Here is a 14,547-nt window from a genome sequence, read left to right as displayed (position 1 = left end):
AAACTGGATTTCAGACGGCCTTTTTCAAACCTTTCTGCTTACACTTGTAAGCTAGCGACAAACTGCTGTACGGCCGGCACAGCCAAAATCAACAGCAATACCAATACGGCTTTTTCCATACGGTTGAACTGACAATTTCCGTAGTGTTTCTTTTGCGAATAGAAAAACAGTAATACGCCGGGCAAATAGAGCAAGACTGAAAGCAGCAAATATTCCGTGCCTGCCGCATAGACAATCCAAGCCGCATAAAGCGTTGCTGCCGCGCCGATAAGACGGTATTTCGCCGCGGCCTTTTGTGTCAGCGATAATTTGAGCAGATATGCACCAATTAACAAATATGGTATCAAAATCATGGAAGTCGATACCATCAGCAAGGCAGAATAATCCTCGCCTTTTAACCACACCAGCAATAGGCAAAACTGCACGGTCAAGGTGGTAAACATCAATGAACCCTGCGGCACTTCGTTTTTATTCAACGGGATAAACGATTTTGGAAATGCGCCGTTTCTCGCACCCATGTGCGGAATCTCGGTCGCATACAGCGTCCAGCTTAAATAAGACGACAGCACAGACACAATCAGGCAGGAAGAAATCAACACTTTACCCCAAGAGCCGACCATGTGCGCCAACACGCCCGCCATAGACGGATTAGCCATTGCTGCAATATCCGCACGAGGCAAAATGCCTTGAGCCAAGACGGTAATTGCCACATACATGGCCAGCGTCAAGCTGACGCCGATAATGGTTGCTCGACCGACATCAGCACGACTTCGCGCATGCTTGGACAAAACCGCCGCACCCTCAATACCGGTAAACACCCACAGCGTAATCAGCATTGTGTTTTTCACCTGCGTCATCAGGCTGACATCAGGATTTTCAGGCGTAGCAAGGCTCGCCCCTGTCCAATCGGACATAAACACTTCGGTTTGAAAGAAATAGGCTGCCATACCAATAAATAAAATCAGCGGAAATACTTTGACTGCCGTCGCAATCAGGTTCACTCCTGCCGCTTCTTTAATACCGCGCACCACCAACCAGTAAATCAGCCACACAATTACTGATTCTCCAACAAAAGCAGCAAATGTGTTGCCTTTGCCGAAAATCACGTTGTCCGGCGTATCGACAAATCCGCCTACTGCTTCAAACGCAACCACCAAATAGCCGACAATACCGACCGTGGTGCAAAGCCAATAGCCCCACGCCGAGAAAAAACCCATCAAATCGCCGAAGCCGTCGCGGGCGTACGTATAAATACCGCCATCCAATTCGGGCTTAAGTTTGGACAAGGCCGAAAATGACAGGCCGAGGAAGATAATGCCCACACCGGTAATCAGCCAACCCAACAGCAAAGCCTGCGAACCTGCAACGGCAGCCATATTCTGCGGCAGGCTGAAAATACCCGAACCAATCATGGAACTGATAACCAAGGCCGTCAGCGCGGCCAAGCCGATTTGAGATTTTTGCGACATGTTTATTCCTGATTTTTATCATTATGTGTTTGTGAAGCGACGGCATTACCGGCTTTTTTAGCCTGTTCTAACCGTATCAAAATATTATGCAGCTGCTTTCAGACGGCCTTAAATCCTTGCGCCAACGCACGGATATGTTCAGGTGCGATACCGCAGCACCCGCCGATGATTTCAGCACCCAAATCCGCCCATTGTCTCGCCCATGCCAAATAATTTTTCGGCGTGGCATCGGAGCGAATCGGATCCAAACCGTCGTTGGCCTCGTTCATCTGACCTTGTACCGGTTCAAATGCATTGGCGTACACACCCAGTTTCAGACGGCCTTGGGCTTCATGTGCCACTTTCAAAGCTTCTGCCATTACTTCAGGCTGACTGCAATTGAACAACATTGCCGCCGCACCTATTTCTACCGCGAAATCCGCCGCCTCGTGCACGGTTTCTCCCGAACGCAACACCGGTACATCATGCGGCATCGTATCTTCCAAAGTAAACGATACCCAAAACGGCTTACCGTCATCAGGCAGACTGCTGCGCCAGAAACGCGCTTCTTCCAAGCTGGATACGGTTTCTGCCAACCAAATATCAGCAAACGGCATCAAACCCGATATTAAAGGGCGCGCCAAAGCAGGTGCGACTTGTTTGTCAAACAAGTCAGGGCGGTAAGAACCGAATAACGGCGGCAGGCTTGCGGCTACTTTTGCAGTAGTCCCGCTTTGTTCCACCGCTTCACGCGCTAAACGGCCGGAAAGCCTTGCCCATTCGGCAGCTTGAGCATCAAAGCGCTCCTGCCCGATATGAAACGGAACAAGCGCATAACTGTTGGTCGTAATCACCTGTGCGCCTGCGCGAAGAAAGTCCAAATGCGTTTCGCGTACAATCTCCGGTGTTTCCATCAAAGCCAAAGCAGACCATTCCGGCTGACGAAACGGTGCGCCACGCCGATGCAGTTCACGCCCCATTCCGCCGTCTAAAATCGTTACCGTCATGATCGACCTCCAATGATGAATTTTTAAAATCGCCATTCTACGCTTTTTTAACTCCTTACCTTTAATCTATGAAAAACTAAACTTATGCAGTTTCGTTATATAAAAGGCCGTCTGAAGCAGGATTTCAGACGGCCTTTACGATTATTTCACAAACCGTGCATCTGCCATAAACGGCCGTGTAGCGGCTGGTTTGGCGGAATAGAAGCGGGAGAAAGTGCTGTCGATTTTGGTCTGTATCGGCTTACCGTCCAATGTTGCCGATGCTTCCAATTTCACACCACCGCCACTGGTTTCGCCTAATTTCATATTTGGCAACGTCAGTTTGGCAATATTGAGTTTCACATTTCCCACTTTGGTATCGGGGGACATCAGCTGCTTACCGACCGGACGGATTTTTTCACCCTCATCATGAGGCGCGGCACCACCGTTATCGTCAACCACGCCGATATTAATCAATCTGGCAGACGCCAAATCCATCTTGCCGTTTTTTACCGGAATACCGACAAACAGTTTTACGCCGCGATGAATGAACGTATTGTCCCGCCACTGAGTTTGGCCCTCTTTCGGCGGTTTGGTTTCTGCCGCCACCGAATAAGTGCGGCCCATAATCATCAATTTATAACCTGGAATTTTTTTCGAACCGAATCCATCAGTGATATCTTCGACCAGTTGCGGCGCAGTCAGGGTTTCGTTTGCCAAAATACGGGCTGAAGTTTCTGCCAGATGGGCAGGCTTGCCGTCTATGGTCAATGCCTGTTCATGGCCGAAATCAGACGCAAATGCAGGCACGGCGGCCAGTGCAGCGGCCAATGCTAGAATACGGATGGTTTTCATTGCAGACTCCTTAAAAATGTAATTGGGTTGATTGCCCGTCAAAATCCGGGCAATATTGATTGGAGTCGATATTTTTATATAAATGATACAGATTATCAAGAATATTTGTATTTTAAAATAAAAAAGGCCGTCTGAAACCTAGTTTCAGACGGCCTTTTAATCTACTTAAAACCTTCTATCAGTCTTTGAAGCGTTTGAATACCAATGTGCCGTTGGTACCGCCAAAGCCAAAGGAATTGGAGATGGCAACGTCGATTTTCGCATCGCGTGCTTCGTTGGCGCAGTAGTCCAAATCGCAACCGGCTTCAACGTCTTGTTCAAAGATGTTGATGGTCGGTGGAGATTTTTGCTCGTGTACCGCTAACACGCTGTACAACGCTTCCACACCGCCGGCCGCGCCGAGCAAGTGGCCGGTCATGGATTTGGTGGAGTTAACGATGACTTTGCGCGCATGATCGCCCAAAGCGCGTTTGATGGCTTTGGTTTCGTTGGCATCTCCCAAAGGAGTCGATGTACCGTGTGCGTTAACGTAATCAACGTCTTCAGGATTCAGGCCGGCATCTTTCAGGGCGCGGGTAACGGCCAATGCAGGGCCTTCTTCGTTAGGCGCAGTAATGTGGTAAGCATCGGAGCTCATACCGAAGCCGACGATTTCGGCGTAAATTTTCGCACCGCGTTTTTTCGCGTGTTCCAATTCTTCCAACACCAGCACGCCAGCGCCTTCGCCGATAACGAAACCGTCACGGCCTTTGTCCCACGGACGGGAAGCGGTAGCAGGGTCGTCGTTGCGGGTGGAAAGTGCCTTCATGGCGGCAAAACCGCCGACGCCCAAAGTGCTGATCGCGCCTTCTGCGCCACCGGCAATCATCACGTCTGCGTCGCCGTATTTAATCAATCGTGCAGAGTCGCCGATGGAGTGTGCGCCGGTTGTACAGGCAGAAACCATGCCGTAACTCGGGCCGCGGTAGCCTTTGAGGATGGTCACGTGACCGGAAATCAGGTTAATCAGCGAACCCGGAATAAAGAAAGGATTGATTTTGCGCGCGCCGCCTTCGATAACGGCTTTGCCGGTCGCTTCGATGCTGGGCAGGCCGCCGATACCGGAGCCGATGTTGACACCGACGCGGTCTTTGTCGAGGGTTTCCAAATCGTCCAAGCCTGAATCATTGATGGCTTGCAGGGCGGCGGCAATACCGTAGTGGATGAACACGTCCATACGGCGCGCTTCTTTCGCGCTGATGTATTGGCCGATGTCGAAATCGCGAACTTCGCCGGCGATTTGGCTGTTGATGTCGGATGCGTCAAAGCGGGTAATCCGTCCGATGCCGCTTTTGCCTGCGAGCAGATTGCTCCATGCGGTGGCGACGTCGTTGCCGACCGGTGATACTTGGCCAAGACCTGTGATGACTACTCTTCTCTGACTCATGATAATCTCGCTGTTGGTTGTCGGGATTTTCGCGGCAGCCTTGCTCTTTTTCTTCGTGAAAACGGGCAAAACTCATGCCGTCTGAAATTTCAGGGGTTTAATAATAAGGTAAAAGCCTCTATTGCGATGGCGCAGCAGAGGCTGGATGTTTGGTGCGACCGATTAGCCTTGGTGGGCGTTGATGTAGTCGATAGCCAATTGTACGGTAGTGATTTTTTCAGCGTCTTCGTCAGGGATTTCGCAGCCGAAAGCTTCTTCCAAAGCCATCACCAGTTCTACGGTGTCCAGAGAGTCAGCACCCAAATCGTCTTGGAAAGAAGATTCGTTTTTCACTTCGGCTTCGTTTACGCCCAGTTGTTCAGCAACAATTTTTTTAACTTGTTGTTCGATGTTTGACATGTCAGTCGTTCCTTTTCGCCTTGCGGCAGGTTGTTTAAGGGAAATAATTCGTCGGTATTGTACCGAATTCGGATAGAGTTTTCCATCTAATCCTGCATTTTAGCACAGATTATTCTGGAAAAACCTGTTGTTGCGCATATTAGCATATGCTGATTTTAACCTACAAGCAGGAATTTGTTTTTGTTACGTATTAACATTAACATTATTAAAAACAAGGGGCTGTACTAGATTAGCAGATATGTTACCCTCGAAATATGAAGATAACTCACTGCAAATTAAAGAAAAAAAGTACAGAAAGAACTGCTTCGTTTTTTTGTACTCGAAGTTACCGCCCGTTCTGCCGCCGATATTTTGGGTATCCATCCCAATTCGGCAGCACTGTTCTACCGTAAAATCCGCATGGTTATCAACTATCATTTGGCCTTGGCTGCCGATGAGGTTTTTGAGGGCTCTGTCGAACTGGACGAAAGCTATTTCGGCGGACGGCGTAAAGGCAGACGTGGTCGCGGTGCGGCAGGAAAAGTGGTTGTCTTCGGCCTTCTGAAACGCAACGGACGGGTCTATACCGTTGTGGTGGATAATGCCAAGTCTGAAACGTTACTCCCTGTCATCAAAAAGAAAATCATGCCGGACAGTATTGTTTATACCGATAGTCTGAGTAGCTACGACAAGTTGGACGTGAGCGGTTTCATCCATTACCGCATCAACCATTCCAAGGAATTTGCCGACCGTCAGAACCACATTAACGGCATTGAGAATTTTTGGAATCAGGCAAAACGTGTCTTGCGAAAATACAACGGAATCGATCGCAAATCTTTCCCGTTGTTCTTGAAAGAATGCGAATTTCGATTTAACTTCGGCACACCGTCCCGGCAGCTAAAAATCCTGCAAAAATGGTGTGAAATTTAGGGCTAATCTACTAGTACAGCCCCTTAAAAAATTTTGATGGCGGTTGCTGCTGAAAAAGTAGAAATTGGATTTGAGAGAAGGTTTTTGCATATGCTGGTTTCGTGAAGGCCTACGCAGGATCAGCGTTGTCAGCGTTTTCATGTGTATGCTAACCTTCTGCAAGGTATCTGCTTAATCATATTTGAAATCAGTATTAAAGCATAATTATCAGTATCCGAAATTCCAGTTAATTAAATATTCAGAGACAATCGTTAAGATTGATTTAAGGATGAAAATGCAAGACCAAGAAAACATTAAAAACCAAGAAGAACAAGAAAATCAGCCAAAAGAAGACAATGGTGCCATGACCAAGTTGCAAGATGTGTTCAATCTTGCGCATGACCAGGCCCATCCCGATAAAATTGATGCCGTCATCCGCGCCAATACTCGGGTGTCCGGAACCAATATGTGGGTATTGATGTTTGCCATTGCCGTGGCGAGTATCGGTCTAAATGTAAACAGCACGGCGGTAGTGATCGGCGCGATGTTGATTTCGCCGTTGATGGGGCCGATTGTAGGTATGGGTTACGGTTTGGCGGTAGGGGATACTGCGCTGATCCGTCAAGCCGTGCGCAATATTATTATATTCGTCGTCATCAGCTTGATTACCGCTACGTTGTATTTCCTGTTAACCCCGCTTAAAGAGGCGCAAAGCGAGCTTTTGGCGCGTACTCAGCCGACCCTTTGGGATGTGTTGATTGCCTTCTTCGGCGGTAGTGCGGGTATTGTGGCGCTGACTCGAAAAGAAGGAGGCAATGCCATACCGGGTGTGGCGATTGCTACCGCATTGATGCCGCCCCTGTGTACTGCGGGCTACGGACTGGCACATGGCAACTGGCACTACTTTCTCGGTGCTTCATATCTTTTTGCCATCAACTGCGTGTTCATCGCTTTTTCGACCTTGTTGTTTTCCAAGCTGCTCAAGCTGCCGCGCAGGGGGTTGGTAACGGAATCCAAACGCCGGTTGCAAAGCATCATTATTACTGCCGTCGTGTTGGCTGTGATGATTCCGAGCGGCTATATGGCATCAGGACTGGTGCGTCAGGAGATCTTCAACACCAGAGCCAATGCTGCCATTGCCACTGCGAAGCAACAGGAAGGTTTTTTCGTGCTGCGTAAGATGTTGAACCATAGAGAAAATAAAGTCAGTCTGGTTGTCAATGGAACGGGCAATGCCGAGAAAATTTCCGCCTTGCTCGTGAAAAGCCTTGAAGCGTCAGGTGTGAAAGAGCCGAAGGTCAACGTGGTCTATGCGGGAGGGGACAATGCCAAAATCGAAGAATTGCTGGCAAGCCAAAACAACCCGGTTCAGCAGCAAAATGAGCTGAAAGAGCAACAGGCCTATATCGATACCGTACTGGCAGGCAAAGCCTCCGATATCGACGATGCAGCGGTACTTAAGGAATTAAAAGCCCAATATCCGGAAGCGGAAAAAATCGTTGTCGGACGCGGCTTGGCTTGGGATAAAGCGCAAACAACGCCTGTTTCCGAACAGTCTGAAAGCCAAAAAAACGCAGAACCGAAGACAGATACATATGACGATATCGTCGTTGTCTCTCTCGAATTGGAGCAGCCACTACCTGCCAAAGATTACGAGCGGATACAGGCGTGGTTACGCCAGCGTTATGAGGGTAAGGTAGTGAGCATATTGCAAACGCACAAGTCTCAGACAGATAAACCGTCTCAGACAGATAAACCGTCTAACGAATAATCGCCTTCAGGCTTTATCCATTTCCGAGAAATCATTGATTGTTCCTAGTACACCAAATCCGCCTCAAACACGCCTCTCAAGGCGTTGGAGAGGCGGATTTTTTCTGCGCGTTCGAGCATATCGCGGGTGATGTGTGTTTCGATGATGGTGTCCGCGCCCAAGTAGGTTTGCAGCTGCTGCAACACGGCTTGGCGCATGATGCCGTTGAGGATATCCAAATCCAGAGACGGGGTGAGACGGGTGTTTTTGTGCATGTTCATGTTTCAGTATTCTCCTAGAAATACTGTAAACAACGCTACTAGTTTCTACAGCATCGAGTTGATAACGTTCGCCCACACCGGCAAGGTTTTCTGCGCCAAGGACAAGTTTGAGTTTCTCAAAGTCGATTTGGTCTTCGCAAAAGACTTCGGGAAAGATTTGTTTAAGTTTTAATATATTGTTTTGTTTGAAATTATTTTCTAAATCGTGTATAATTTTTCGGTTCGGTTGCCATAATTGCGTCTTCCATCAATGATCACTTACAAAGTGTCCATTTTATCGGGATATGTTGAAAGTTAAAAGAAAAGAAGGCCGTCTGAAAAACTTTAATATTCGTTTTTCAGACGGCCTTCTTTTCACTTACCGAAACAAGAGTATTTTGTTTCCCAACTTTACAAAACGGTCAGTCTGCTGCTTGCTTCTACCACAAAAACTCTTTCAAAAACAGCAACACGCAGGCGAGTTCGTCGGCGGATTCGCGTTGCGTGCCGTTGCCGGTATGGCCGCCGCCGTCAGGCGAGTAGAGCCAAGATTGCGGCGAGGTTTCGCGCAGTTTGGCGTAGAACTTGAGCGCGTGGGCGGGATGGACGCGGTCGTCGCTGAGGCTGGTGGTGATGAGCGCTGGCGGATAATCGATGCCGTCTGAAAGATTGTGATACGGCGACAATTCGCCCAGCCAGCGTTTGCAGACTTCGTATTTCTGCGGATTGCCGTATTCGTCCGTCCAGCTTGAACCGGCGGACAGCAGCGGATAGCGGATCATATCGGTCAGCGGCACTTCGCACACCAGCGCACCGATGCTTTGCGGTTCGCGCACGAAGGCGGCGGCGGTAATCAGGCCGCCGTTGCTGCCGCCCTGCAAACCGATGTGTTTGGGCGAACTCATGCCGCGTTCGGACAAATCGCGCACGACTGCCAGCAAATCGTCGACACTTTTATGTTTGCTTACGCCTTGCGCCGCCTGATGCCAGCGCGGGCCGAATTCGCCGCCGCCGCGTATGTTCGCCAACACGAAGGCATTGCCCTCTTCTAGCCAATATTTGCCGACGCTGCCCAGATAATGCGGCAATTCGGGAATGCCGAAACCGCCGTAGGCATAGACTAAGGTCGGCGTGTCGGGCGCAGCGTTTTTGCCGACGTGGAAATAAGGAATGCGCTCGCCGTCGGCCGAAGTCGTCCAGAACTGTTGCACGTTGATGCCGTCTGAATCAAACTGCTGCGGCTGGCGGCGCATGACGGTCAGTTCCATCACGTTCAAATCCAGCGCAAACAGCGTCAGCGGCGTGGTGAAATCGCTGGCGGCAAGGTAAACTACGTCTCCGCCCCACGGCTGGTCGGTCATTTCCAACGCACCCGAAGGCAGGCGCGGCAACTCGACTTCCTGCCATTTACCATCGGTAAAGCGCCACGCTTTCAGACGGCCTTGTACGTTTTCCAGCAGGCTCGCCACCACAAAACGCTTGGTCGTTTCCACGCTTTCCAATGCCTGCGTTTCATCAGGCGCAAACAAAAGCTGAGCCGCCCCGAGTTCGCCCCGATTCAGCTTCACCGCCACCAATGCGCCGCTCGGATAGCTTTGGTTCGCGCGGTTCCAGTCTTTGCGCAACGTCAGCAAAAGATGCCCCGCCAGATAGCCGACCACATCGCAATCATTGGGCAGGTTCAACGGTTTCGCCTCGCCTTCAGACGACACCTGCAAATAAGTTTTGGTGTAAAAACCGTCCGACGCTTCAATCAAATCAATCGGCGAACCCTGCGGATCGAGGTAACGCCATGCGTTCACCATCATCGCGCCTTTATCGATTTGATACACCGGCAGGCTTTCCTCGAAACTTTTGCCGCGCTCCACCAGCCACACTTCGCGCGGATAGCCCGATTCGGTCAACTGCCGCTCGTCCCAAGCCGGACACACCCACACGCTGTTTTCATCGCGCCACGACACATGGTTTTTGCCTGCCGGAAAGTGAAAACCGCCTTCTACCAATTCCCCTGCTTCCAAATCCACTTCCAGCGTGTACGCCGTATCGCCGCCCGATTTGCTCAGTGTTAACAATGCGCGGTTGGGCTTTTCCACCAAGTGCGACACGCCGCCCAAATACACATCGTCGCCGAGCAACTCATCGAAATCCGCCACCGAAAACAGGATTTTCCATTCGGGATAGCCGGAACGGTACGTCGCCGCAGTACACACGCGGTACACGCCCTTCGGATATTCCGCGTCCTGATGGAAATGGTACATCCGCGCGCGGTGTTCCTGACAAAACGGAATCTGCCGCGTGTCCTGCAACTGCGCCAAAATACCGTCGGACAATTCGCGCGCCTTGTCGTTTTCTAAAAAACGCGCACGCGTTTCGGCATGCGCCGCAGCGGCAAAATCTTGCGTTTCGGGAGATTCGAGGTTTTCAAAATGAAGATAGGAATCGGGGTAAGATTTCATAGGAAAAGGCCGTCTGAAAGATTGGGAAACGGAATTATAACGGCAAAATCAAAAAAGGCCGTCTGAAACCTGCATTTCAGACGGCCTGAGACATTATTCAACTCAACGTCCGTATATTTTCCACAAACCTTCCTGCAAACCAAACGCAGGCTCGCCATCTTTCAGCTGGGTGCGGACGTAGCTGCCGTCAGGCTGCATCAGCCAAGCTTGGGTATTGTCTTCCAAAGCCATTTCCAAACCTTCGCGGATCACGCGTTCTTTGAGTTCGGGCGTGGTAATCGGCGTGGCGACTTCAATGCGGCGGAAAAAGTTGCGACCCATCCAGTCGGCGCTGGAGATAAAGGTATCGTCTGCGCCGTTGTTATGGAAGCAATACACGCGCGAGTGTTCGAGTTGGCGGCCGATGATGGAGCGGACGCGGATGTTTTCGGACAAGCCTTTTACACCCGGGCGCAAAGTACACATACCGCGCACAATCAGGTCGATTTGCACGCCTGCCGCGCTGGCCTGATACAGCACATCAATTACGCTCGGCTCGATGAGGGAATTCATCTTGGCGGTAATCCGCGCCGGTTTGCCTGCTTTGGCGTGTTCGGTTTCCTGCTTGATGCGGTCGATGACCATTTTGTGCAGGGTAAACGGGCTTTGATAGAGCTTGTTCAGACGGCCCGGCTTGCCCAAGCCTGTGATTTCCATAAACAAAGTGTTCACATCGGCAGTGATTTGTTCGTCGGCGGTGATGATGCCGAAGTCGGTGTAGATGCGCGATGTGCCTTGGTGGTAGTTGCCGGTACCGAGGTGGGCATAACGCTTGAGCACGCCGTCTTCACGACGGATAACCAAAGCCATTTTGGCATGGACTTTGTAGCCGAATACGCCGTACACGACGTGCGCGCCCGCCTCTTCAAGCTGCTTCGCCCAGTTGACGTTGTTGGCTTCGTCAAAACGCGCCATCAGTTCGACCACGACGGTTACTTGTTTGCCGGCAAGGGCGGCTTTCATCAGGGCGCGGACGAGTTCGGAATTGCTGCCGGTGCGGTAGATGGTCATTTTGACGGCAAGGACGGCGGGGTCGGCGGCGGCTTCGCGTATCATTTGGACAACCGGATCGAAAGACTGATACGGGTGGTGCAGCAAGATAGGCGACTGTTTGACCAGTTTGAACACGGAGCCGTTTTTGCGCAAGGCTTTCAGACGGCCTGCATTGCGCGGCGGGAACTTCAAATCCGGCCTGTCCACCAAATCGGGGACGGCATTGAGGCGCACTAAATTGACCGGCCCTTTGACCTGATACAGCTCGGCAGAAGTCAGCTTGAACTGGGCAAGCAGGAAGTCGTGAATATGCGCCGGACAAGTGTCTGCCACTTCCAAGCGCACGCCGTCGCCGTATTCGCGGTCGTGCAATTCGTTTTGAATCGCGGCACGCAGGTTTTTCAAATCTTCTTCATCAACCGTCAAATCGCTGTCGCGCGTGAGGCGGAACTGATGGCAGTCTTTAACCTTCATACCGGGAAAAAGTTTGCCGACATGGGCGTGCAAAATCGAAGACAAGAACACAAAGCCTGCATCACCGCCGCAAATTTCAGACGGCATGGGAACGACGCGCGGCAAAATGCGCGGCGCCTGCACAATCGCCATTCCGGACGGACGGCCGAACGCATCCGTACCTTCGAGTTCGACGGCAAAGTTGAGCGATTTGTTTAACGGGCGCGGGAACGGATGCGAAGGATCAAGGCCGATGGGCGTGAGAATGGGCAACAGCTCGTTGTCAAAATAATTTTCAATCCATTTTTTCTGCGCGGCCGTCCATTTGTGGCGGCGATAGAAATGAATACCGGCGCGGCTGAGTGCAGGCTGCAATACTTTGTTAAACAGATCGTACTGCTCGCGAATCAAGGCCTGTGCCTCTTTTGCCACCGCTTCGATGGTTTCGGCCGCAGTTTTGCCGTTGTCGAGCGGCTGATGCGGGCGCAATTTATTTTCGCGTTTCAACCACGCCATGCGCACTTCAAAAAATTCGTCCAAATTGGAAGACACGATGCACAGAAAACGCAAACGTTCCAACAAAGGAACTTTCGTATCCTGCGCCTGAGCCAGTACACGGCGGTTAAACGCCAACAGGCTGAGTTCTCGGCAGAGAATGCGGTTTTGCTCGGGCATGGTTCACTCCTGAAACATCGGTCATTAACACCATCAAGTATAACGTTTTGCCGACGTTCCGTCAGGTTTCAGACGGCCTTGACAGAAAACCTTATCCCTATTTGAGGCAAGACAAAGGGTTATCCGTTGTTTACTATACCGAAACAGCGATTTTTGCTATAATGCGCCGTTTAATGCAACCGCAATACCACTGCTAAAGGATAAGAAAATGGGCTTTTTGCAAGGCAAAAAAATTCTGATTACCGGCATGATCTCCGAGCGTTCCATCGCTTACGGCATCGCCAAAGCCTGCCGCGAACAAGGCGCGGAATTGGCATTTACTTATGTTGTCGACAAACTGGAAGAGCGCGTCCGTAAAATGGCGGCCGAACTCGGCTCCGAACTCGTGTTCCGCTGCGACGTTGCCAGCGACGACGAAATCAACCAAGTTTTCGTTGACTTGGGCAAACACTGGGACGGCTTGGACGGCTTGGTTCACTCCATCGGCTTCGCCCCTAAAGAAGCTTTGAGCGGCGACTTCCTCGACAGCATCAGCCGCGAAGCATTCAACACCGCTCACGAAATCTCCGCATACAGCCTGCCTGCGCTGGCAAAAGCCGCCCGTCCGATGATGCAGGGCCGCAACGCCGCAATCGTTGCACTGAGCTACTTGGGCGCCGTTCGTGCCATTCCTAACTACAACGTTATGGGCATGGCCAAAGCCAGCCTCGAAGCCGGCATCCGCTTCACTGCCGCCTGCCTGGGCAAAGAAGGCATCCGCTGCAACGGCATCTCCGCAGGCCCGATCAAAACCCTGGCCGCTTCCGGCATCGCCGATTTAAGCAAACTCTTGGGCCACGTCGCTTCCCACAACCCATTGGGTCGCAACGTTACCACTGAAGAAGTCGGTAACACAGCCGCCTTCCTGCTGTCCGACCTCGCTTCCGGCATCACCGGCGAGATTACGTACGTTGACGGCGGTTACAGCATCAACGCGCTGAACGACGAAGAGAACTAAACAGTTTTCACTCCAAACGCACTTTCATGATGAAAGTGCGTTTTTTATGGCCGTTACATTATGGTTTGAATAACTGCATGACAAAAAAGGCCGTCTGAAAGTCAAATACGAATTCGAAACATTATCTTTACAGGCTTTCAATGATTATGTTTTCAGCATTATTATATTATCATTCTACCTCAATTTGAAATTCCGATAGAGCATTGATTCTAAAGATAACATTCATGTTATCTGATACTTAGCTACTGATAAAAAGTGGTGTAAAAAAGTAACAGAAAAAATTCAGACGGCCTGTTTTTCATACAGAAGGCATAGAAGCAGGGCATTTTTGGCATAAAATACAAAATTTAACATTATTGAATTTTTCTTAACTAATAAAGCGTTAAGATGCCTGCCGATTAATTGAATCACATCTGATTTTGACTCAAACACATACAGGAGATTAATTATGTCAATCGCTTCAGAATTTAAAGAATTTATTATGCGTGGCAACGTTGTCGACCTCGCAGTCGGTATGGTTGTCGGTACAGCATTCAGCGGCATCGTCAAATCATTGGTTGACGATGTAATCATGCCTCCTATCGGTCTACTAATCGGCGGCGTTGATTTCTCCAACCTGTTCATCACCCTGAAAAACAGCGCACAAGCCGCTCCTGCTGAAGGTTACGCCAACCTGGCAGCCGCTCAAGCAGCCGGTGCCGTTACCCTGAACATCGGTCTGTTCATCAACACTGTGATCAGCTTCCTGATCGTTGCCGCTGCCATCTTCTGCGTGGTTAAAGCCATCAACTCCTTGAAAAAAACCGACGCTCCTGCTGAAGAAGCACCGGCAGAGCCTAGCGAAGAAGTTCTGTTGTTGCGCGAAATCCGTGACTCTCTGAACAAAAAATAATCACAATACCTAAACATACACACACAAACC

10 protein-coding genes and 2 pseudogenes are annotated in these 14,547 nt (G+C 50.4%); 4 read left to right on the top strand and 8 right to left on the bottom strand.

Translation table 11 applies throughout. The annotated features are described in order from the left end of the window. Positions 1 to 38 precede the first annotated feature (38 nt). The 5 genes from ACTHSA_RS05600 to acpP all read right to left on the bottom strand — a co-directional run bounded on the left by ACTHSA_RS05600 (position 39) and on the right by acpP (position 5,114). The gene (locus tag ACTHSA_RS05600) at positions 39 to 1,469 is read right to left on the bottom strand and encodes a basic amino acid/polyamine antiporter (RefSeq protein WP_004519017.1); all 1,431 of its coding nucleotides are present in this window, start codon (positions 1,467 to 1,469) and stop codon (positions 39 to 41) included. A 98-nt stretch (positions 1,470 to 1,567) separates the two neighbouring features. Beyond that, positions 1,568 to 2,455: a homocysteine S-methyltransferase family protein gene (locus ACTHSA_RS05595; protein WP_039861922.1), complete on the bottom strand. Its 888-nt coding sequence runs from the start codon at positions 2,453 to 2,455 to the stop codon at positions 1,568 to 1,570. Between the two features lie 141 nt (positions 2,456 to 2,596). Then, positions 2,597 to 3,289: a hypothetical protein gene (locus ACTHSA_RS05590; RefSeq protein ID WP_039861873.1), complete on the bottom strand. Its 693-nt coding sequence runs from the start codon at positions 3,287 to 3,289 to the stop codon at positions 2,597 to 2,599. Positions 3,290 to 3,467: 178 nt separating this feature from the next. Next, positions 3,468 to 4,715, bottom strand: coding sequence for a beta-ketoacyl-ACP synthase II (gene fabF / locus ACTHSA_RS05585; protein WP_039861923.1), 1,248 nt, complete (start codon positions 4,713 to 4,715; stop codon positions 3,468 to 3,470). A gap of 162 nt (positions 4,716 to 4,877) precedes the next feature. Next, positions 4,878 to 5,114 carry an acyl carrier protein gene (gene acpP, locus ACTHSA_RS05580; RefSeq protein WP_003679644.1) on the bottom strand — a complete coding sequence of 79 codons (237 nt, stop codon included), beginning with the start codon at positions 5,112 to 5,114 and terminating at the stop codon, positions 4,878 to 4,880. Between the two features lie 254 nt (positions 5,115 to 5,368). Between acpP and ACTHSA_RS05575 the strand changes: the two are divergent. Both ACTHSA_RS05575 and ACTHSA_RS05570 read left to right on the top strand, forming a co-directional pair. After that, positions 5,369 to 6,023, top strand: a pseudogene (locus ACTHSA_RS05575) (IS1595 family transposase). Between the two features lie 274 nt (positions 6,024 to 6,297). Next, positions 6,298 to 7,773 carry a DUF389 domain-containing protein gene (locus tag ACTHSA_RS05570; protein WP_049344980.1) on the top strand — a complete coding sequence of 492 codons (1,476 nt, stop codon included), beginning with the start codon at positions 6,298 to 6,300 and terminating at the stop codon, positions 7,771 to 7,773. Between the two features lie 44 nt (positions 7,774 to 7,817). Here the strand turns inward: ACTHSA_RS05570 and ACTHSA_RS05565 are convergent. The 3 genes and pseudogenes from ACTHSA_RS05565 to ppk1 form a co-directional block, all read right to left on the bottom strand. Next, positions 7,818 to 8,009 (bottom strand): annotated as a pseudogene (locus ACTHSA_RS05565) (aminotransferase class IV); the annotation flags it as partial. 443 nt (positions 8,010 to 8,452) lie between these two features. Next, positions 8,453 to 10,468: a prolyl oligopeptidase family serine peptidase gene (locus ACTHSA_RS05560; RefSeq protein WP_440378832.1), complete on the bottom strand. Its 2,016-nt coding sequence runs from the start codon at positions 10,466 to 10,468 to the stop codon at positions 8,453 to 8,455. A gap of 102 nt (positions 10,469 to 10,570) precedes the next feature. Then, positions 10,571 to 12,628 (bottom strand): polyphosphate kinase 1, encoded by a 2,058-nt coding sequence (ppk1, locus tag ACTHSA_RS05555; protein WP_440378831.1) that lies wholly within the window; start codon positions 12,626 to 12,628, stop codon positions 10,571 to 10,573. Between the two features lie 208 nt (positions 12,629 to 12,836). Here ppk1 and fabI point away from each other — a divergent pair, with 208 nt between their 5' ends. Together fabI and mscL are read left to right on the top strand one after the other, a co-directional pair. Then, positions 12,837 to 13,625 carry an enoyl-ACP reductase FabI gene (fabI, locus tag ACTHSA_RS05550; protein ID WP_003748060.1) on the top strand — a complete coding sequence of 263 codons (789 nt, stop codon included), beginning with the start codon at positions 12,837 to 12,839 and terminating at the stop codon, positions 13,623 to 13,625. A gap of 448 nt (positions 13,626 to 14,073) precedes the next feature. After that, positions 14,074 to 14,517 carry a large conductance mechanosensitive channel protein MscL gene (gene mscL / locus ACTHSA_RS05545; RefSeq protein ID WP_440378830.1) on the top strand — a complete coding sequence of 148 codons (444 nt, stop codon included), beginning with the start codon at positions 14,074 to 14,076 and terminating at the stop codon, positions 14,515 to 14,517. Positions 14,518 to 14,547 lie beyond the last annotated feature (30 nt).

The organism is Neisseria sp. P0008.S002, from assembly GCF_051962805.1.
In the GTDB taxonomy this organism is placed as follows: Bacteria; Pseudomonadota; Gammaproteobacteria; order Burkholderiales; family Neisseriaceae; genus Neisseria; species Neisseria perflava.
The sequence above is the reverse complement of the archived record's forward strand: the minus strand, read 5'-3'. Positions and strand labels throughout refer to the sequence as shown.

Coding starts and splice junctions, on each gene's coding strand:
- ACTHSA_RS05595 (WP_039861922.1), bottom strand. CDS start 2,455: ATGACGGTAACGATTTTAGACGGCGGAATGGGGCGTGAACTGCATCGG.
- ACTHSA_RS05570 (WP_049344980.1), top strand. CDS start 6,298: ATGCAAGACCAAGAAAACATTAAAAACCAAGAAGAACAAGAAAATCAG.
- ACTHSA_RS05590 (WP_039861873.1), bottom strand. CDS start 3,289: ATGAAAACCATCCGTATTCTAGCATTGGCCGCTGCACTGGCCGCCGTG.
- ACTHSA_RS05560 (WP_440378832.1), bottom strand. CDS start 10,468: ATGAAATCTTACCCCGATTCCTATCTTCATTTTGAAAACCTCGAATCT.
- acpP (WP_003679644.1), bottom strand. CDS start 5,114: ATGTCAAACATCGAACAACAAGTTAAAAAAATTGTTGCTGAACAACTG.
- mscL (WP_440378830.1), top strand. CDS start 14,074: ATGTCAATCGCTTCAGAATTTAAAGAATTTATTATGCGTGGCAACGTT.
- ppk1 (WP_440378831.1), bottom strand. CDS start 12,628: ATGCCCGAGCAAAACCGCATTCTCTGCCGAGAACTCAGCCTGTTGGCG.
- fabI (WP_003748060.1), top strand. CDS start 12,837: ATGGGCTTTTTGCAAGGCAAAAAAATTCTGATTACCGGCATGATCTCC.
- ACTHSA_RS05600 (WP_004519017.1), bottom strand. CDS start 1,469: ATGTCGCAAAAATCTCAAATCGGCTTGGCCGCGCTGACGGCCTTGGTT.
- fabF (WP_039861923.1), bottom strand. CDS start 4,715: ATGAGTCAGAGAAGAGTAGTCATCACAGGTCTTGGCCAAGTATCACCG.